Annotated in this window: 16 protein-coding genes; 5 read left to right on the top strand and 11 right to left on the bottom strand. The window is 38.4% G+C overall.

From position 1 onward, the window contains the following. Positions 1-30: 30 nt before the first annotated feature. The gene (locus C4S38_RS01105) at positions 31-1,173 is read right to left on the bottom strand and encodes a glycerate kinase family protein (RefSeq protein WP_103982184.1); all 1,143 of its coding nucleotides are present in this window, start codon (positions 1,171-1,173) and stop codon (positions 31-33) included. 263 nt (positions 1,174-1,436) lie between these two features. Here C4S38_RS01105 and C4S38_RS01100 point away from each other — a divergent pair, with 263 nt between their 5' ends. Continuing rightward, positions 1,437-2,402, top strand: a complete 966-nt coding sequence (locus tag C4S38_RS01100) for an Acg family FMN-binding oxidoreductase (protein WP_103982183.1) — start codon at positions 1,437-1,439, stop codon at positions 2,400-2,402. A 123-nt stretch (positions 2,403-2,525) separates the two neighbouring features. Further along, on the top strand, positions 2,526-3,125 hold the full coding sequence (locus C4S38_RS01095) for a recombinase family protein (protein WP_103982182.1): 600 nt from the start codon (positions 2,526-2,528) through the stop codon (positions 3,123-3,125). Here C4S38_RS01095 and corA read toward each other — a convergent pair whose 3' ends face one another. From corA to C4S38_RS01080, 3 genes are read right to left on the bottom strand one after another with little or no spacing between them, the layout of a single operon-like run. Continuing rightward, positions 3,126-4,202: a magnesium/cobalt transporter CorA gene (gene corA / locus C4S38_RS01090; RefSeq protein WP_103982181.1), complete on the bottom strand. Its 1,077-nt coding sequence runs from the start codon at positions 4,200-4,202 to the stop codon at positions 3,126-3,128. It lies immediately after the preceding gene. A gap of 13 nt (positions 4,203-4,215) precedes the next feature. After that, positions 4,216-6,684: an endonuclease MutS2 gene (locus C4S38_RS01085; RefSeq protein WP_103982180.1), complete on the bottom strand. Its 2,469-nt coding sequence runs from the start codon at positions 6,682-6,684 to the stop codon at positions 4,216-4,218. Positions 6,685-6,698: 14 nt separating this feature from the next. Further along, complete coding sequence (locus C4S38_RS01080; RefSeq protein ID WP_103982179.1) at positions 6,699-8,123, bottom strand: DUF4136 domain-containing protein; 1,425 nt, start codon at positions 8,121-8,123, stop codon at positions 6,699-6,701. Between the two features lie 206 nt (positions 8,124-8,329). Here C4S38_RS01080 and C4S38_RS01075 point away from each other — a divergent pair, with 206 nt between their 5' ends. From C4S38_RS01075 to C4S38_RS01065, 3 genes are all read left to right on the top strand, one after another. Next, the gene (locus C4S38_RS01075; RefSeq protein WP_099465128.1) at positions 8,330-8,923 is read left to right on the top strand and encodes a nucleotide exchange factor GrpE; all 594 of its coding nucleotides are present in this window, start codon (positions 8,330-8,332) and stop codon (positions 8,921-8,923) included. A 29-nt stretch (positions 8,924-8,952) separates the two neighbouring features. Next, a complete protein-coding gene (dnaJ, locus tag C4S38_RS01070; RefSeq protein WP_103982178.1) occupies positions 8,953-10,110 on the top strand; it encodes a molecular chaperone DnaJ in 1,158 nt (385 codons plus the stop codon). Between the two features lie 376 nt (positions 10,111-10,486). Continuing rightward, positions 10,487-13,393, top strand: a complete 2,907-nt coding sequence (locus C4S38_RS01065; protein ID WP_103982177.1) for a PD-(D/E)XK nuclease family protein — start codon at positions 10,487-10,489, stop codon at positions 13,391-13,393. A 1-nt stretch (position 13,394) separates the two neighbouring features. Here the strand turns inward: C4S38_RS01065 and C4S38_RS01060 are convergent, their stop codons facing one another. The 7 genes from C4S38_RS01060 to C4S38_RS01030 form a co-directional block, all read right to left on the bottom strand. After that, on the bottom strand, positions 13,395-14,123 hold the full coding sequence (locus tag C4S38_RS01060) for a porin family protein (protein WP_103982176.1): 729 nt from the start codon (positions 14,121-14,123) through the stop codon (positions 13,395-13,397). Positions 14,124-14,127: 4 nt separating this feature from the next. Further along, positions 14,128-14,694 carry a flavin reductase family protein gene (locus C4S38_RS01055; protein ID WP_103982175.1) on the bottom strand — a complete coding sequence of 189 codons (567 nt, stop codon included), beginning with the start codon at positions 14,692-14,694 and terminating at the stop codon, positions 14,128-14,130. Further along, on the bottom strand, positions 14,691-15,155 hold the full coding sequence (gene pyrI / locus C4S38_RS01050) for an aspartate carbamoyltransferase regulatory subunit (RefSeq protein ID WP_099465133.1): 465 nt from the start codon (positions 15,153-15,155) through the stop codon (positions 14,691-14,693). The genes C4S38_RS01055 and pyrI overlap by 4 nt, the downstream gene beginning before the upstream one ends. Positions 15,156-15,161: 6 nt before the next feature. After that, the gene (gene pyrB, locus C4S38_RS01045; protein WP_099465134.1) at positions 15,162-16,082 is read right to left on the bottom strand and encodes an aspartate carbamoyltransferase; all 921 of its coding nucleotides are present in this window, start codon (positions 16,080-16,082) and stop codon (positions 15,162-15,164) included. Between the two features lie 71 nt (positions 16,083-16,153). Next, positions 16,154-16,780, bottom strand: a complete 627-nt coding sequence (locus C4S38_RS01040) for an RloB domain-containing protein (protein ID WP_160034612.1) — start codon at positions 16,778-16,780, stop codon at positions 16,154-16,156. Continuing rightward, positions 16,780-18,099: an AAA family ATPase gene (locus C4S38_RS01035; protein WP_103982173.1), complete on the bottom strand. Its 1,320-nt coding sequence runs from the start codon at positions 18,097-18,099 to the stop codon at positions 16,780-16,782. Before C4S38_RS01035 ends, C4S38_RS01040 begins: the two co-directional genes overlap by 1 nt. Before the next feature lie 142 nt (positions 18,100-18,241). Beyond that, positions 18,242-19,942: an alkaline phosphatase gene (locus C4S38_RS01030; RefSeq protein WP_103982172.1), complete on the bottom strand. Its 1,701-nt coding sequence runs from the start codon at positions 19,940-19,942 to the stop codon at positions 18,242-18,244. Between the last annotated feature and the right edge of the window lie 15 nt (positions 19,943-19,957).

Raw genomic sequence — 19,957 nt, 5'->3', positions numbered from 1 at the left:
GAAGAATTGTTGCCTTTGTTGTTACCGGATTTAAGTAGTGAACGGATAAATGAATCTGCATAGCTGGCTAACCAAGTTTGTAATGTTCTCTTTTGCATAGTTAGCATCCATTGCTTTTTCTAAAGTAATAGGAGCAGGAGTGATAGAAAATATGCCCTGAAATCCGGCTTTGCTGATTTCTTCTGCATTTTCGACACTTCCGGCTATAACGACAACCGGAATGTTTTGTTTCTGTGCTTCGCTTAAAATACCTGAAGGAACTTTCCCCATAATGGTTTGTTTGTCTACTTTACCTTCGCCGGTGATGATGATATCTGCATTTTTAATGTGGTTACTGAAATCGAGTGTTTCCAATAAAAGCTGTATGCCGGGCTTGAGTGTTGCGTCTAAAAAGGCCAGAAAGCCTCCGCCCATTCCTCCTGCGGCTCCGGTACCAGGTATCATTGTTATGTCTTTGCCTGTAGTGGAAAGGATTACATTTGCAAGAGAATACATGCCTTTATCCAGCAATTGTATCATAGTAGGGTCGGCCCCTTTTTGGCTGGCAAAAATGCAAGCAGCCCCGTTTGGCCCGCAAAATGGATTATGGACATCGCATGCTATGGTAAAGTGTGAATTTTTCAGATCCGGGTGTACATGCGACATATCGATTATAGCAACCTTATCCATTATTCTGCCTCCGGCTCCCAGGATATTATTTTCATTATCGAGAAAACGGAATCCCAACGCTTGCAGCATGCCAAGTCCGGCATCGTTCGTGGCACTTCCTCCTATGCCTATAATAAATTGCCGGCATCCTTTGTTTAAAGCGTCTTTAATCAGTTCGCCTGTCCCATAGCTTGTAGTAATCATAGGATTCCTTTTTTCGGAAGGAATAAGTGGCAGGCCGCTAATGGTCGCCATTTCGATAAATGCCGTTTTGCCATCACCGGATATGCCATATTGTGTTTCAATTATTTCCATTAACGGGTTGTGGGCTGTTAACCGGATGTATTTTCCACGGGCTGCAGACATTAGGATATTTAATATACCTTCGCCTCCATCGGCAATAGGCAATTGTATAACTTCACATGCAGGATAAACACGTTTCACTCCTTCTGCAGCAGCCTTTCCGGTTTCAAAAGAACTGAGGCAACCTTTAAATGAATCGATAGCAATGACAACTTTTTTCATGTACGATGAACCGGTGTTTGTATTAGATTTCAAATGTAGTAAATATTCTTGTTCTGGTAGATGAACTCATAGTTATGATTTTTTTGATTCATAGTAATGATTTTTCAAAATCATTACTATGAGTTCTTTTTTTGTTAAATGCAATTGTAGCGATTCTGGTTTGTAAATGTTATCTTTGTCTTAGTGGGTATTCCTTGTAGGTCTCAACATTTGCAGGTAAGGAAAATTGGGATAAATATCTCATTAAAGAAAGGAGAATAATTATGAAACGCAATGATTTGTTATTTATGATAGAACAGGCTGTGAAAGCACCTTCGGGGCATAATACGCAGCCGTGGCTGTTTCGTTTACTTGAAAATGAAGACAAAGTAGAATTATATCCAAATGCAGATAAGGAGCTGAAAGTGGTGGATACGGATAGGAGGGAATTATTCATTTCTTTGGGATGTGCTGTTGAAAATTTGTCTTTGGCAGCTTCTTCGAAAGGATATTCTTTGGATGTAAGTATTACGGAAGATGGAGTTATTACGGTGCAATTTACCTTTTCCGACTCTGTAAAGGAGCATGCTTTATTTAAACAGATAGGAGAACGGCAGACAAACAGAAGTGTGTACAATGGATCGGTTTTAAAAGAAAGCCTTATTTATTCATTGCAGGAGATTGGGAAAGTAGATAATGCAAATGTATATATGTGGTTGAATGGTAGTCCTGAATTTTGTGTGATAGCCGATTATGTTTTGAGAGGAAATGAGATTCAAATGAAGAGTAAAGAGTTTAAGAAAGAACTGTCCGATTGGATCAGGTATAATAGGTCGCATACGTTGCAAACCCGGGATGGGTTGAGTTATGAGGCTTTTGGAGCGCCCGATTTTCCCAGGTGGATGTCTGAATTGATCATGAAGAGTTTCCTGAATCCTTTTATGCAGAATAAAGGCGATAAGAAAAAAATACAGTCTTCTTCTCATTTTATTTTATTTACAACCCGGAATGATTCGGTCGTTGACTGGATAAATTTAGGTCGCACATTAGAACGGTTCCTTCTGGAATTGACGAGCCGGGGTATTGCTTATGCATTTCTTAATCAACCATGTGAAGTGAAGCCCCTTTCGGTTGGTATGGCACGGTCTTTATTATTGGAAAAAGAATATCCTGCCATATTGATACGGATTGGGTATGGTAAGAAAATGCCTTATTCTTTGCGAAAACCGATAGATGATGTTCTTATATAACGTTTGATTGGATTTGACTGTAAAGTTTAAATATAGAAATGCAGATGACTCCATATCTTTTTGTATCTTCACCAACAAAATCTAATATATTATTGTTCTTTAATTCATTAAAGAGGTATTTTTATGGTGATAGCGTATTTAAGTGTAGGAACGGACAGAAATCATTTGGATATTCAGCGTGATATAATAACCAAATTTGTTGCTACAAAAGATAATTTGCAAGTTGATAAATGGATAACTGATGTAACAGGAGAGAAAGCAAAACAAATGGGGCAGAATCTTAAAGATACATTAGACCGCGTGAACGAAGGTGATATATTGATCGTATCAGATATTACGCGTCTTAGCCGCTCTGTTTTCGAAATGATGGAGATATTGTCTTTGTGTCTGACGAAAAAAGTTTCTCTTTGGTGTATTGAAGACCGTTATATATTTGATTCGAGCATGGATAGTAAAAAGATGGTCGAGGCTTTTAAACTGACCGAATCTATTGACCATGCTTTGATATCTATGCGTACAAAGGACTCACTTATCGAGTTGAAACATGCGGGGAAAAAACTGGGCCGTCCGAAAGGTTCTGAGTCTAAGCAGCTTTTTTTAGATGCTAGCAAAGAAGAAATTATCAGCATGTTTGAACGTGGCGAAACGGTGACTTCCATTTGTAAGTATTATAATGTATCTAAGAATACATTCTATAAATTCAAGAAGAACTACGGATTGTAATTAATACCAGTCTTTTTTCTTCATGTAGAGCCAGGTGATGACTCCGCATATTACCATAATAGACCATGCTATAATATAACCGTACCTCCAATCCAACTCAGGCATGAATTTGAAATTCATGCCCCAAACACCTACCAGGAATGTAAGTGGAATGAATAGGGTAGATACAATGGTGAGCCGTTTCATAATTGCATTCATGCGTAAATCATTGTTGGATATGTAAAGATCCACTAATGATGAAATGATCTCCCTGCAACTTTCCGAAGACTGTATGATGAATGATAGTTGATCTGCCAGATCATTGTAAACCGGAAGTATATCAGAGCTGATAATTCCATTTTCACTGCGTAGTAATTTGGAAAACTGTTCTTTTAATGGTTGGCTGTTTTTTCGGATAATCATGTATTCATGCCGGCGTTGCTGGATAAGTGAACCCATGTTTTCCTGGCTGTTTTTTATATCCAGCAAAGTTTCTTCTATATCTTCCAGCATTTCTTCCACTTTCGTTACACTTTCGACAATGTTTGCAATTATTGTATTTAACAGGAATGCCAATAATAATCCGCTACCTTTTTTGCGAATACTAAGCATATTGGACTCGAGAGCTTTATAAGTGGCTTCAAATACTGGATTACTGCTTTCTGTAAAAGTTATTACCGTATCTCCGGCTACCAGGATACTGATATGTTCGGTTCTTATTTCTGTGTTAGCATCGTAGTAACACGAATTCAGAATGATAAGCAAACGGCTTTCATATTCTTCTATCTTCACTACATGTTGAGGGGTCAGGATATCTTTAGCGTCCAGATTATGCAAACCAAAGTCTTGTACAATGCGGGTGATGGCTTCTGCATCTGTTAATCCGCTTACCTGAAACCAATTCATATAGTTAGTGTCAACTAATTTGTTGAAAGTATCCGTTGTTTTGATTTCACGCGTATGTATGGTCGTTTCATTATATTGTGTGAGACGGATGCCGGTTACTGTTTCGTGTTCGCCGACATAGAAATACTTGTCTGATAAATTTCTATTTGACATGCGTCTTCTTTTGTGCGAATTTGCCTCTTTCCGTCTCATATATTATCTGCTTTTATTCTAGTTCTACTACGGTAATACCGGCTCCGCCGAATTGCACATGCTCATCCTGGAAATGGTGCACTCCGGGTACTGTACGCAAATAGTCCCGTATTAATTGCCGTAATATTCCGGTTCCTGTTCCATGCAGGATACGGACACGGCCGACGCCAACCTGAATAGCATCGTCAATGAAATACGTTACTGTTTGCAAAGCTTCATCACCCCTCATACCTCGAACATCTATTTCCTGCTTAAAGTTCAATTTCTTTTCGTGCATATGGTCGGACGTCTGGTTGCTGACAAAGGTGCTTTTCTGGATTTCACGCTTGATTTGTCCTTTGCTAACTTTTTCCAGCTGTTCTAGCTTTACAGTGCTTTTTATCATACCGAAGGCCACAACTGCTTGTTTGCCTTGTAATTCCATAACAGTTCCAGCCGATACTTGCCCTTTTAAACGAACGTTGTCGCCAACTTCTATTATGTCTTTATTAAATGCAGGTTGGCTTGTCGTTTTTTGCTTTTGTTTTTTTCGTTCATTGCGTTCTTGAAGTTTAGCCATTTTGCGGGCTATCTTCCCGTCCTCCTCTTCGGTAGTTTGTATAGAGGTTTTAAATTCTTCCAAAGCTTTTCGTGCCAGCTTTGTCTGTTCCTTTTCGGCTTGTGCTTCTTTTATTTCGCGAATTGTATTTTCAATTCTTGCATTAGCCTCGGAAAGAATACGTTCGGCAGCGTTTTTTGCCTCTCGCATGATTTCTTTCCGCTGTTTGTTTACAGCTTCCAGGTCTTGTTCGTAACGGGCAGTTATTTCTTCCAGCTTTTTCTCCCGCTGACGTATATTTTGCCGTTTGCTTTCCCAGTATCGTTTGTCACGGACAATATCTTGCAAATATTTATCCATGTCGATATAGTCTGATCCTACTTTTTCGGAAGCATCGGCTATGACGTCTTCCGGTAGCCCTATCTTTCTGGCAATTTCGATAGCGAACGAGCTTCCCGGATTGCCAATGGAAAGTTTAAATAAAGGTTGCATCATGTGACGATCATACAACATGGCTCCATTTACAACACCTTCCGTATCTTTTGCAAAATGTTTCAGATTTTGATAGTGGGTCGTAATTACTCCGAAGCTTTTGTTACGGTTGAAACGGTCTAATAGGGATTCTGCAATTGCTCCACCGATCTGAGGTTCCGTTCCGCTGCCAAATTCGTCAATCAGAATGATTGTCTTTTCGTTGCAATTCTTTACGAAATATTTCATGTTTGTAAGGTGGGAACTGTAAGTACTCAAGTCATTTTCAATACTTTGTTCATCACCTATATCAATAAAAATATGTGAGAAGATTCCGGTTCGCGAACTTTCATGTATCGGAATCAGCAATCCGCATTGTAGCATGTACTGTAGTAAACCTACGGTTTTCAGGCAGACTGATTTGCCTCCTGCATTCGGTCCGGATATAATTAAAATACGCTTTATTTCATCCAGGTAAATATCCAGAGGAACGACTTGTTTCCCTTGTTTCTGCAGTGATAAATAGAGCAAAGGATGTTTTGCCTGAGCCCAATCAAGTTGTTGCTTATCTTCTAAAATAGGCTTGATTGCGTTTATCTGGTTGGCAAAGAGTGCTTTTGCGCGGATGAAGTCTATTTCTGCCAGAAATTCGTAAGATTGTAGTATGTCTGATGCTATCGGACGGACTGTATTGGTAAATTCCGTTAGAATACGGATGATTTCCCGTTTTTCATCTCCTTCCAGTTCCCTGATACGGTTATTGGCTTCTACAACTACTTCCGGTTCGATAAAGACTGTTTTTCCACTGGCTGATTCGTCATGCACAATTCCTTTTATTTTTCGCTTAAAAGCTGGAGCTACAGGAATCATCAGGCGGCCATCCCGCATGGTGGGAGTTACATCTTTATCTACAACCCCTTCTGATTGTGCGGAGCGAAGTATGGATTGCAAGCTTCGTGAGATACCACTCATTGTTGAAGTGATGTCTTTGCGTATTTGAGCCAGTGTGGGGGATGCATTGTCTTTTACTTTTCCGAACTTATCTAATATTGTGTCTATTTTTCCTATCAGTTGAGGAAAAACTAAAATATCGCCGGCTAACTCTGTAAGTGCCGGATATTTTATCTCTTCGTCGTTTGTGGGGCGGAAAAAACTGACAATATCATTGATTGTTTGCAAAGATCGTTTAAGATCAAACAGTTCTTTTTCGTCCAACCAGGTTCCTTCCGGGCGTATCCGTTTTAAAGAGTGGCGTACGTCAAAGAAATAATTGGCTGGAAATTCATCTTCACCGTTTATGATTTTGAGAAATTCCTCAGTTTGTTGTAATCGTTCGGTTACGGTTTTATAATTTGCCGAGAATTCCATTTCGGCAACCCGCTCTTCACCGAGCGGGCTAAGGCATTTGTCTGTAATTAAGTGACGGATTTTATCAAACCCTGTCTTCTGTTCAAAATTTTGTGGATATATCACGTGTTTGAATTCATTTATTTAATCTCTACCGTCGATTCTGTTCGGATGGTAGGACGGATAATAACTTCCAGTTTGGTTTTACCTCGTTTTATATAAAACGTGCAGGTGTTGAGCCCTGACGGATTAATATAAGGTGCAAAATTGTATAAATAAGAGAATGCTCCCAGATAGTTGGGGTTCTGTATTTCATCTGCTATTTGCGGATATTTGAATGTATCCCATAGCATACAACGCGTGAAACCGTTTGCATCGGTAAACCGAGTTTTTGGATCACGAAATGGCATCGTGTTCGTTATGAATTTTTTATATGCGGAAGAAAATTCTTCTGCAGAATGATCCATTTTGTTACGGCCTATTTTCTCAATTATGTCTTTCGGACGAAGTCCGGCTGCATAAGCGGGAGAATTGCGGTTTACATCACTGATCAATTCCAGGCGATCTATATCATAACTGATACCTGTATAATTATATGATTTATTATTGACACCGAATTTTACATTGTGGGTATATTTTATGTATGGATATTGCATGCACATTAAAGGAACATGAATTTGGGCATATGTATCCAATCGATAGGAATTTTCCAGTAGTTCGTTTGCTTCACATTCCCATAATACACGCCCGGGGATGTCTTTCTGGTCTATCAGGCGGAATCCGAATTGCAGCAAATATTCGGCTTCGGATTCATTTGCAGAACCATTCAGAAATGGAAACTTTTCCATTTTGTTGAGTGAATAATTATAACGGTAAGTAGGTTCCTTGTTTACTAATACTTTGTTTGCACCTTTGTAATTTGGGTTTTTATCAAAGAAATAGAATGTTTGTATCAGTATGTCCGGTTGCTTATTATCGAGAGTCATGCCTTTTTTTGTAAATTCTTTTTCGATAGATTCATTGATTGCCGTTTCTAATTTATGGTTGTTCTGATCAATCGGAGCGAATGCAAAAGTTTTAAACCTGGCGAAGTTCACAGAATCTGGAGTCACAATCGTTTTGAAAGGACATGTAAATTCACGGTCGCTGGTTGTTTCCAGACTATACATGGCAAAAGCCGAAGCCAATTGATCTTCTGTTATAGAATTACTTTTTTTACATTCTTTTTTTACGATAGCTTGCTTGAATGGCGTAGAAAGATTACTGATTGTTAACACTACGTCGTTCTTTTCGGCAGGATTAAGTAATTGGCTGATTTCGTTTGCCGAAAGGTCAATAACACGAATTCCGTCAATTTCTTCTATAATATCGCTTTGACTAATACCGGCTTGTTCGGCAGGCGTGTATGGAATAACACTTTTAATAACCGGCTTTCCTTTTCCCCAGTTATTGTTTGTACTTATATCGTATGTGAAACCTAAACGACAAACTACTCCGTTACGGTTTTGTGCAAAACCTATAAGAAAAGCAAATAACAACAATGCTGACAGAATCGCTCTCTTCATAATATCTAAAATTCTTATGTTTTTATTTTAAGCCTAAATATATGCAAAGGTAAAGATTTTTTCTTATATAGAATAGTTGGCAATATATTTGATGCTATTCTGGTGAAAGACAGTATGGACGGCATTATCTGCATGCTTTGAAAAAGTAGGTGTATAATGGTGTATATTGCTTACAATTAGATAGTAATAAAAAAATAAAATAAATTATGAGCAAGATGAATCCTAACGGGAAGAAAGAAACTTCTCCGAAAAATGAACAGATGGCAAATGAGGATGCGACAAATTTGCAGGATGAACAGACAAATGCGACAGAAGAAACTGACGCTTCTGCCAAAGTGTCGGATGAATTGAATGCGCTAAAAAGAAAATATGATGAGTTAAATGACTCGCATTTGCGTTTGATGGCTGAGTTTGACAATTATCGTAAACGTACTTTGCGTGAAAAATCGGAACTTATAAAAAATGGAGGTGAAAAGGCCATAATAGAGCTTCTTCCTGTAATTGATGATTTTGAACGTGCACTGCAAAATATTCATAAGTCAGAAGAGGCGAATGACATAAAGGCTATTGTGGATGGTGTTGAACTGATTTATAATAAATTTGTGTCATATTTGTCGCAACAAGGTGTAAAAGCAATAGAAGCTGTTGGAAAACCTTTTGATACGGAAATGTTCGAAGCTATCGCTACTATTCCTGCCCCTGACACTGAAATGAAAGGTAAAGTGTTGGATTGTGTACAAACAGGATATACATTGAACGACAAAGTGATTCGTCATGCAAAGGTCGTAGTAGGTGAATAAGCAAAAAGAAGCAAATAACAAATACTAAGATGGCTAAAAGAGATTATTATGAAGTGTTGGGCATTGATAAAAATGCATCGGCAGAAGAAATAAAGAAAGCATACCGCAAGAAGGCTATACAGTTCCATCCCGATAAGAATCCGGGGGACAAGCAGGCGGAAGAAAATTTTAAAGAAGCTGCAGAAGCCTATGATGTATTGAGTGATCCTCAGAAACGTCAACGTTACGATCAGTTTGGTCATGCCGGGGTAGGAGGTGCTTCACAAGGAGGTGGCTTTGGGGGCGGTATGTCAATGGAAGATATATTCTCTCAGTTTGGCGATATCTTTGGTGGTCATTTTGGCGGTTTTGGCGGATTTAGTGGCTTTGGAGGAAACACACGCGGCGGACGACGCGTAAATCGTGGCTCGGATTTGCGTGTAAAAGTGAAGTTGAATTTGAAGGAAATAGCCAACGGCGTTGAGAAAAAAATTAAGGTCAAGAAATACGTTTCTTGTAATAAATGTCATGGCAATGGAGCAGACGGTGACGATGGCTCAACTACATGTTCAACATGTAAGGGTAGTGGGGTTGTAACGCGTATAGCCAATACAATTTTGGGACAAATGCAAACACAATCTACATGTCCTACATGTGGTGGAGAAGGTAAGGTAATTACTAAGAAATGCCCTGAGTGTAATGGTGAAGGTATTGTACGTGATGAAGAGGTCATTACTATAAACATTCCGGCAGGTGTTGCTGAAGGTATGCAGCTTTCCATGAATGGAAAAGGAAATGCGGCACGTCATGGGGGTATTAATGGCGATTTGTTGATTCTTATAGAAGAGGAAGAGCATCCTGAACTGATTCGTGACGAAAATGATTTGCTATACAATCTGTTGTTAAGTGTTCCTCAGGCTGCTTTGGGAGGAACGGTTGAAGTGCCTACGATTGACGGTAAAGCGAAAGTTAAGATTGAACCGGGTACGCAACCAGGTAAAGTGCTTCGTCTGCGTAATAAAGGATTGCCTTCTGTTAATAGCTATGGCACAGGTGATTTGTTGGTGAATGTGAGTGTGTATATTCCGGAATCTTTGTCGTCTTCCGAAAAAGATATGTTGACGGGATTGGAGAATTCTCCTAATTTCCAACCGAATAAATCCATGAAAGAAAAAATATTCAGCCGGTTCAGAAATTTATTTGATTAATGTTTATTTGATAATATGGTATGGAGGACAGCTTGCAGATTTCTGCAAGCTGTTTTTTTATGATTGAAAACATGTTTTATAACACAGTGTAGTTAAATCAGGTTAAATTGACGAGAAATCCAAATAAATATTAGTGTTGCACAGCATAAAATTCATATCTTTACACTGTGTTTTTCATGGTATTAGATTTAAGGTTAACAATGAGATTGGTTGTCCGTGAGGATGACCTTTTCTTTTATATGAGCTTTCTGAAATAGGAAATATTTGCGTACGTTTGTATAGCCGATAAAAATATCCTTTTCGGAAGAAATACCAGTTCCTTTCGAGAGAATTTATATTTTCATTCGGAAGGAATTTTTTTGAACCCAGTAAAAGTATGAAACCATTCTTATATCAGATAGCGGAACTTTTCTATCAAGAATGTGGGGCGGATGTGAGCCGTTTAGCATTTGTATTTCCAAATCGTCGTGCAGGACTCTTTTTTCAGAAGTATCTTTCTGAAGTGGCTGAAAAGCCGTTGTTCTCACCAACTATTCTTACAATCAATGATTTATTTGTTCAGTTAAGCGGTAAGCAGTCTGCCGATCGTATTGATATGCTTTTTACTTTATATGATATATATATTAAGCAGAGTGGCTCTACTGAAACGTTCGATGAATTTTTTTATTGGGGCGAAATGTTACTGAACGATTTTGATGATATAGATAAATATATGGCTGATGCCCGCATGCTTTTTACTAACCTGACCGATCTGAAAGAAATAGAAGATGGTTTTTCTTTTTTAAGTGAAGAGCAGATTGCTGCTATACAAACTTTCTGGTCTTCATTTTATCCCAAAAGTGATACTCCCAATCAACAGAGTTTTCTGGCCGTTTGGCAAATCCTTTATGGGCTATATGCAGAATTACGGAAAACATTGGATGCTGAAGGAAAAGGCTATGAAGGCATGATATTCCGTGAAGTTGTGGAACAGTTGGAAAAAGGACAAGCCTATGACTTACCTTATGATAAAGTCGTTTTTATCGGTCTGAATGCATTGTCGGTAGCTGAAGAGCATTTTTTGTTGCAGTTGCAAAAAATGGGTATTGCCGATTTTTATTGGGATTATGCTTCCGATAAAGTAACAGATCCTGATAATAAGGCTTCCTATTTTGTTGAGCGGAATCTGAAAAACTTTCCTTCTCAATTGGCAGTTGATGTAAATAAGTGGACAGACGGTAATACTACGGGGTCAAAAACTATAGAAGTGATAGGAATACCTTCCGGTATAGGCCAGGCCAAACATGTTTATTCATTATTGGAGGATTTATGCAAGCAACAAGAGTTGAGTGCGGAAAAAGCGTTGCGAACCGCGATAATTTTACCGGACGAAAATTTGTTGATTCCGGTATTGAATGCTATTCCTGAACAAATACGCCGTATTAATGTAACAATGGGTTATCCGTTGGCAGGAACTCCAGTGGCTTCTCTAATGGAATATATTCTGGCTTTACAAAAGAACGTACGGTATGTAGACGGACGACCTGCGTTTTATTTTAGGGATGTACTGCCTGTTTTGAACCATCGTTATGTAACCACAATAAATCCGGATATAATAACTGTTTTGGTAAAAGATATTACTGAAAATAATAAGATATATATTTATCAAGAGGAACTGAATAAAACACATTTATTAAATATCTTATTTATTCCGGTTACTGGTGTATATGAGTTTTCAGATTACTTAATCCGGGTACTTCAGGAACTTAATAAGATGATTAATCCGAAGGAGGAAAATGAAGATGGTGAAAACGAAATTAGTTGCCAACGGTCTGCCGATATAGAACAAGAGTTCCTGTTTCATTATTTTACCACAGTCAACCGCATGAAAGAAGTTATGTTGGAAGCTGGCATAAATATGAAAATTGATACTTATTTCCGTCTTTTGAAGCGGATGACGGATATGATAACTATTCCTTTTCAGGGTGAACCGCTTTCGGGCCTGCAGATTATGGGGGTGCTGGAAACACGTGCTTTGGATTTTGACCGTCTGATTATCCTTTCGATGAATGAAGGTGTTTTTCCACTCCGTAAGGCGGCTAATTCGTTTATTCCTTATAATCTCAGACGTGGTTTTGGATTGCCTACTTATGAACACCAAGATAGTGTTTGGGCTTACCATTTTTATCGTCTTATTTATAGAGCCAGCCACGTGAGTCTTTTGTATGATACACGAAGTAATGGTTTGCAGACTGGAGAGGTAAGCCGTTTTGTCCATCAGTTGCGCTATCATTATGAGATGCCGTTGGCTCAAAAAATTGTAGTGTATAACGTATCCTCTTCTAAAACTCCGCCTCTGGAAGTAAAGAAAAATGAGGAAGTGATGAAGCAATTGGATGAGTTCTGTTTTGGAGGTAATAAGGCTATTTCTGCCAGTACTATTAATACATATTTAGATTGTCCTCTTAAATTTTATTTTTCAGTGATTGAAGGCGTGGAAGAAGAAGAGGAAGTGAATGAAACTATTGAAAGCAGTATGTTCGGCCGTATTCTGCATAAAGTGATGGAAGAGTTATACCAGCCGTTCTGTGGTAAAATGGTGACAGCCGATTTATTAAAGTTGATACGGAAAGACACTGTAATGTTGACTGGTGTTATTGCCCGTGCCTTTGCTGAAGAATTCTTTAAGACCGATGTAATTCGTCCGCTTACGGGACAAAACTTTCTGATCGGAGAAATGATTCGTAAATATGCGGAAAAGATATTGGAACAGGACGGTAAGCTAACGCCTTTCTTGTATTTGGAATCAGAGAAAAAGATTAATCACCAGATTATGCTTCCGAAATGCAAGAAAGAAATTCGCTTAAAGGGATTTATTGACCGGATCGATCAGGTGGGTGATACGGTTCGTATTATCGATTACAAAACAGGTTCAGGGCTTTCAGCTTTCGGCAGTATGGAGAGTCTTTTTGATAAAACGGAAAAGGAACGTCCTAAAGCAATCATGCAGGTGTTTATGTATGCTTGGATGTATAGCCATGCCAAAGATAGAAAAGGTATGTTGGTTAAGCCAGGCATTTATTATATGCGTACGCTTTTTACTCCGGCGTTTGACCCTTCTGTCTATTCCCGTTCGGGACGTGAAAAACTTCCGGTGAATGATTTTATTGAATATATCGGAACTTTTGAGAAAGGATTGTATGATTGCCTGGATGAAATGTTTGATCCTAAAGTACCATTTAGTCAAACTCCTATAGAGAAAGCATGTATATATTGCCCATTTAAAGGAATCTGCGGGAAATAAATCAGAAAAGGAAACCTAATGAGAAACTCATAACATTGGTGCGTTTGTCTATCCGGATGTTGTTCTTTTCGGAAGGAGCTATAGGGGCTTTGTCTTTAAAGTCCGATTCTACCTCATTCAGACCAAACTCGTAAGCAAAGTCAAAGAAAAGCCGTCCGATGCTTACTCCCAGTCCGGCTGAGAGATTGATGCCGAAAGGAGTACTGTCACTAATATATTCATGTGGCGATGCATTGGCAAAATTGGATGTGTAAGCCACTTTGTAGTTGTATTTGAGTTTTGGACCTAGCATTAAACTTAGTCCGTAAGGACCTTCTTTTACAAAATTATATCCTACCAAAATGGGAAGTTCCAGGGAGCTGGTTTTCATATTCAGGTCATTTTTCGGATCAATAACGTTAATGTCCGGTACTCCATTTGTTATATCTTCTTCAGGAATATTAAAGTGGATTTCGCCTTCCGAACGGTGCCAGGCAAGACTGGGCTGTAAGAAAAAGCGTTCAATGTTGACACGGCAAAAAACGGCTGCTATATATCCTACCTTATATTCTACACGTATATCCGTAGCTTCAACACCATATACAGAAAGAGAGTTGACAATCGGAAACGTAGCATTGAATCCTACTTTGCCGCCAAAGTTAAAAGCTTTATCTTTCAGGTATAAAAGATTTTCGGCTTTACCCGGCAAACAAAGCAGGAAAAAAGCAAACAGAAGGTAGATTTTTTTCATAGCCCTATTTTTTCTTTTGTACAGACCAACCGAATTTACCCACAAAATCACCTAACCCATAATATTTTCCGTGTGAATAAGCTAATATGTCAGCCATTTGTAAATTAAAAGCTTTGGTTTCGGGGTCCAGGTATTTATCATCTGCCAGCACATTTACTACATCGGCAATAAACATGTCGTGGCTACCTAAAGCAACCACCTCTTTCACCCTACATTCTATACACAAAGGCGATTCTTCTATAATGGGTGCGTTTACAATAGAAGCTTTTCCCGGAGTAAGATTCATTTCTTCAAATTTGTGATGGTCTTTTCCTGAGTTTACGCCACACCAGTCGGTTGCGTACGCCAGATCCCGAGTCGTCAGATTGATTACAAATTCCATATTCTTTTTCAGGATAGGGTATGAATATCTTTCCGGACGAACGGATATATAACACATCGGAGGGTTGGTACAAATTGTGCCAACCCATGATACGGTTATAATATTGTATTCGGATGGATTATTTCCGCAACTTACCATTACGGCAGGTAACGGATAAATCATTGTTCCCGGTTTCCAATCGTGTTTCATTTGATTATAATGTCTTCTTTGTTAATCTTACGTTCGCAATAACGGCATTTGATGGTACCTTTTTCTTTGTCAATAACGCTGAAACGTGAAAGCATCGGCTCATTATTGGTGATACATTTCGGATTGTTACATTTCACTAACCCAACCAGTTCGTCGGGAAGAGTAACAGTCTTCTTTTCTACAACCTCATAATCGCGGATAATGTTTAATATAACATTAGGAGCAATCAAGGCAATACGGTTAATTTCATCCTCTTCAAAGAATTTATTGGCGATTTTTATTACGCCTTTACATCCCATTTTGCTGCTGTGAAAATTATTTCCGATTGTGATTGTATTATTCATTTTTTCCAATCCCAGAAGTGATGCCACTTTAAAAAGCTGGCTGGGAGGAATATGATCTATGGCCGTGCCGTTTTCAAGTGCGGCAACCAGCAATTCTCTTTTCTTTTCTGTTGACATAGCTAATTAATTTTCGATTGGAATATTAAGTACTTCACAAATGATAGCCTGACGTGCAAATAAACCGTTGCGTGCTTGCTGGATATAATAAGCTTTCGGATTATCGTCTACGTCATAAGCTATTTCGTTTACCCGGGGAAGAGGGTGAAGTATGCGAAGATTTTCGCGACTGTTTTTCAGCATGTCGTTACGTAAGATATACACATTCTTTACGCGTTCATATTCTTCCAAATCGGTAAAACGTTCGCGTTGTACACGAGTCATATATAAAATATCAGTCTGGTTGATTATCTCTTCCGTGAAGTCCGTATGTTCATAATACTTAATGCCGTGTTTGTCACAGAAATTTTTTTGTTCATCCGGCATTTTAAGCTCTTTTGGAGCGATGAAATGGAAGGTAGGATTGAAATGGGACATTCCTACAATCAAAGAATGCACGGTTCGTCCATACTTCAGGTCGCCTACCATTGTGATGGTCAGATTATCCAGACGGCCTTGTGTTTTAAGGATGGAATATAGATCCAGCATTGTTTGTGACGGATGTTGATTGGCTCCGTCTCCGGCATTGATAATCGGGATGTTTGTTACTTCCGATGCATAACGTGCTGCTCCTTCCAAATGATGTCTCATGATGATAAGGTCTACGTAATTGCTTACCATCAGGATGGTATCTTTTAATGTCTCTCCTTTGGACGAACTGGTAGTAGAGGCATCCTGGAATCCGATTACGCGTCCTCCGAGACGGTTTACTGCTGTTTCAAAGCTCAATCGTGTACGTGTAGAGGGTTCGAAGAACAGAGTTGCTGCTACTTTTCCTTCCAGCAACTTACGATTCGGATTCTCCTCAAACTTTCTGGCATTATCCAGTATACGAAGAATGTCCTCTTTAGAACATTGATCGATAGAAACTAAACTTTTACTCTTCATAGATTGTGTATATCTGTCTTGTGTATGCAAATGTATAAAAAAAGCGGAGACTGGCTTGCCTCCGCTTTATTTTATTTCTTATTTAAAATACTGAAAAGCTTATATATTTCGGCCTTCCCTTTTTCCATATCGTAAATATTTATGTCACCCAGTTGTTTGGCATTGGTTATTGCCTTTTCCAAAAAGGGTTGAAGTTTTGTGTAAATATCCTTGTTCTTCTGCTTATAGAATTTCTCCGTTTTCTCATAACCATCAAGTATGGTGTTTTTGAATTCTTTTTCTAAGTCATTGTAACAGGTATAATATTTACTAGTGTTTTTTATATGCAAAAGATACCAGTATTCAAGGCATGGTACATTAATAAGTATATGTACATTTTCATGCTTTTTCAAAAGTTCCATATATTCTCTGAACTCTGATATTTTTGTTTTTTCTCCTTTGGGAGTTTCGCAAGTTTCTTTCAGAATGACATCGAAGTCAATAACCCAGATGATACTCAGATAATTATTGAGGTTTTCTTCTATAGTTTGAAATTGTTCTTTTAAGGTTCTTTTTTTGCATAATTCAGGATCTACCTTGAAGTTTTTCAATGAATTCTTTTCTTTATACAAATCGAGATACCATTTTTCTGTTTTTCCGTCTACAACGATCAGGTGTATCTGTTTTCCATCCCTTTTAGTTCTCTTGGCTCTTTCCATCATTCTTCAAGTTCAATGTAATAATCACCCAAATTCGGTGTTGCTCCTAACTTTCCTATCTTGTATGCATTATATACGGAACTTGTATTCCGGATTACCGAAGTATTGAAGTCATCTAATGAATACAAATCTGTACTGCTGTCCTCTTTTCTTTCGGTGAACCAGATCATGTCATTCCTGAAGATGTCTTTTTCTAAAAGGAATTCCCGGAAGTGGGTAGTAAGTATTAACTGTGAGTGTTTGCTGTTTGTTAAGAATGTTAATAGAAAATACTTTAACAAATCCGGATGAAGTGAAGATTCTACTTCGTCTATTGGCAGAATCTTATTCTTTCGTATTAATAAATCCAGTAAACCGCAAAACTGATAATACCGTTGTGTTCCTGCAGATTCTTGCTCATATTTTAAGCTATATGAGTCGTTGCCGATATGATGTTGAAGAAGTATTCTTTTTTCTTTTACCGGATATGTTTTTTTTGTTTCATCCAATGTGTCTTCTTCATTTTTTATATCCGAAAGTAGAAATAACTGCCTTAATACATCTTGGTTTAATATTCGCGTAGTTTCTTCTATAAGAATATCGGAAATATTGAAATCGGCTTTTTTCAGTAAAGAAACAACGTTGTTTTTATTTATTTCTTTTGTTTCAATTCTGCTTGATATATAACTGAATAAATTTGTTTTTGGTGTTATAATAGGTAATAAGTTGTCTTTGAACCAACGGGTTACTTCATGTAACTCATTAAAGTCTATATTCGTTTTTTGGAAGCCTCCCAATACGGTGTTATTCCATAAAGTATTTGCTTCCAATGAATTTAAAAATTCTTTTTTTAATGATATTTTGTTTCCCAGTGAAATGCTGGTCAGTTGTTTTTCTAGATTGGTAGCTCTTTCGTAAACTAAAGACTTACTGGGGTTATATATATATAATTTTTCACTGATGACAGCATACTTCGTCAATTGAATCTCGTACAGATATTTTACTTTATTCTGTATAAACTCCAATGCGAAAGAAGTTGGCTGCGAAGAACTGGTATTATCAAGAAGAAACGGTTCAAAGTTGAATTTACTATCTTTCTTGTCAAGAGGCTTTAAAATAGTTCTACGTAAGAAATTGAGTGATTTTAGTATTGTTGTCTTGCCCGATGCATTTGCACCGTAGATCAATCCTAGCTTTAATAACCTGATAGATTTTCCGTTACTGAGTTCAACCGGTATGACATAATATTCTTCCAGATCTTTTGAATTGGTTGCTTCGAAAGATAAACAGATGGTGTCTTTTATAGAACCATAATTCTGAATGCTGAAATTTACGATCATATTTATTCCGGATTTGCTATTACTTGGCAAATATAACTATAAAATCGATATTTTTGTTCGTTTAGGGGGATTTGTAAAAAAACAGAGCACAACAAACTAAATATTTGTTGTGCTCTGTTTTTTATAAATATTCGTCCTGTTTTTATTTCAGGTAGTCCGTCAGGCTTTCCGGTAAATAGAATGTGTTGTTTTTGTCAACATATACAACTACAGAGTTGAGCCTTATTTCGTTTTCTCCTTTTTTACCCATTTTTATAATGTTTGAGAAAGGGGTGATTGTCAGTTGTTTTTTCTTGTCTTTCTTGTTGGTTACAACTAATGTAGGAGAGCCTTTTTCGTGAGTGGCAGGAATTATTTTGCAAGTATAATCCTTGAATACATCCATATGGCGGGCAAAATTCTTGCTTGTTAACTCTTCCAGTGTATTATGAGTTAATCCGAGCAGAGAGCACAAATATTCGTTTATTTCTATATTTGTATGCATACCGATCGGTAAAGTTCCCTGTGGATGATAAGCTGCTAAAAATACTTCTTCTCCGGTATGTCCGCTTGTTGTGAAACCGAAGCAGGTTCTTGATGTCAGGATATGAGCCATAAGACCGGTTAAAGAGCCGCTGTATAAAGAAGAATTGTCGTCCGATTTGCGTTGATCAGCCGGAATAGGACTGTTCTTGTAGTCAGGGTTGTTGTTTAAAGCATCCAGTTCTTCCGGTGTCAGTTCAAAACCTGCATATTTACGGAAAATGTTTTGTACTTCCGAGTTCGGTTCGCTGTTTAATTTCTTGGCAAAACCTTCGGCTGTCAGCTTATACAGTGAAAATTGGTGGAATAGCTGATCTTTGGTTAGTTTATCATAACCTTTGCAACTGGCTTTTCCTATGCTGATACCGCTGTTTCCATGATCGGGCATAATAACAACAGCTGTTTCTCCATTCTGGCGTGCAAATTCCAAAGCAGCACCGCAAGCGCGGTCAAATGCCAACATGTCTGTAGCCATACCAACCGGATCATTTCCGTGGGCAGCCCAGTCTACCTTACTGCCTTCTACCATCAGGAAGAAACCATTCTGATTTCTGGATAGTTTATCTATTGCTTTGCGGGTCATTTCTTCTAATGAAGGTTGTTCGTCCGGGTTACGGTCAATGTCGTATGCCATTTCTTTTTCTCCGTATAGCGCCCACATTTTGTCTTTGCTATCGGCACGCATGCCGTTAAGATCGTTTTTATATACGCTGTAACCGTTAGCAAGCAGGTAATCTTCCATCTCTTTGTTTAGGATGGAAACGCCTCCTCCGATAACTACATTCAGGTCATTATGTACCATCTGCGGTGCGATCCATTCATATTTTCCGCGGTTATAACTATGGGCGGAACAGTCAGCCGGAGTTGCGTGTGGAAATTCGCATGTAAATACTAAACCTGTTGATTTGCCTTGTAATATTTTAGCCGCTTCGAGTACGGTTGTCAGCGGTTGGAATGCACGGGACGGGTCAGTAGGATAAATGTCGTTATCGCCGTCATTTTCAGGATAAGTAGACACATAGCCCGTACGGCTCGGTTGGCCGGTCATATAACAGGATGTAGTGGGTGCAGAGTCGCCGATAGGTGCATTGGATGAATGCGTACGTACGGTTCCGCATAAATACGGGTCGATGTTCAACTTCGGTTTATCCGGATTTGTGTACCATTGCAACCAGCGTGCCATAGATACGGTGGCAAGTGAAGTGCCGTCCGGTATAAGGACTATCACGTTCTTGACTGGTTTCACATTCTCAACATCAGCTGCTTTTGATGGCACTATGATTAATGCCAATAAAAGCAAAATAGCTATTGTCTTTTTCATATGTATAAAATTAAT

This window comes from Parabacteroides chinchillae, assembly GCF_900108035.1.
Taxonomy (GTDB): Bacteria; Bacteroidota; Bacteroidia; order Bacteroidales; family Tannerellaceae; genus Parabacteroides; species Parabacteroides chinchillae.
This window is presented reverse-complemented; position numbering and strand designations above follow the sequence as displayed.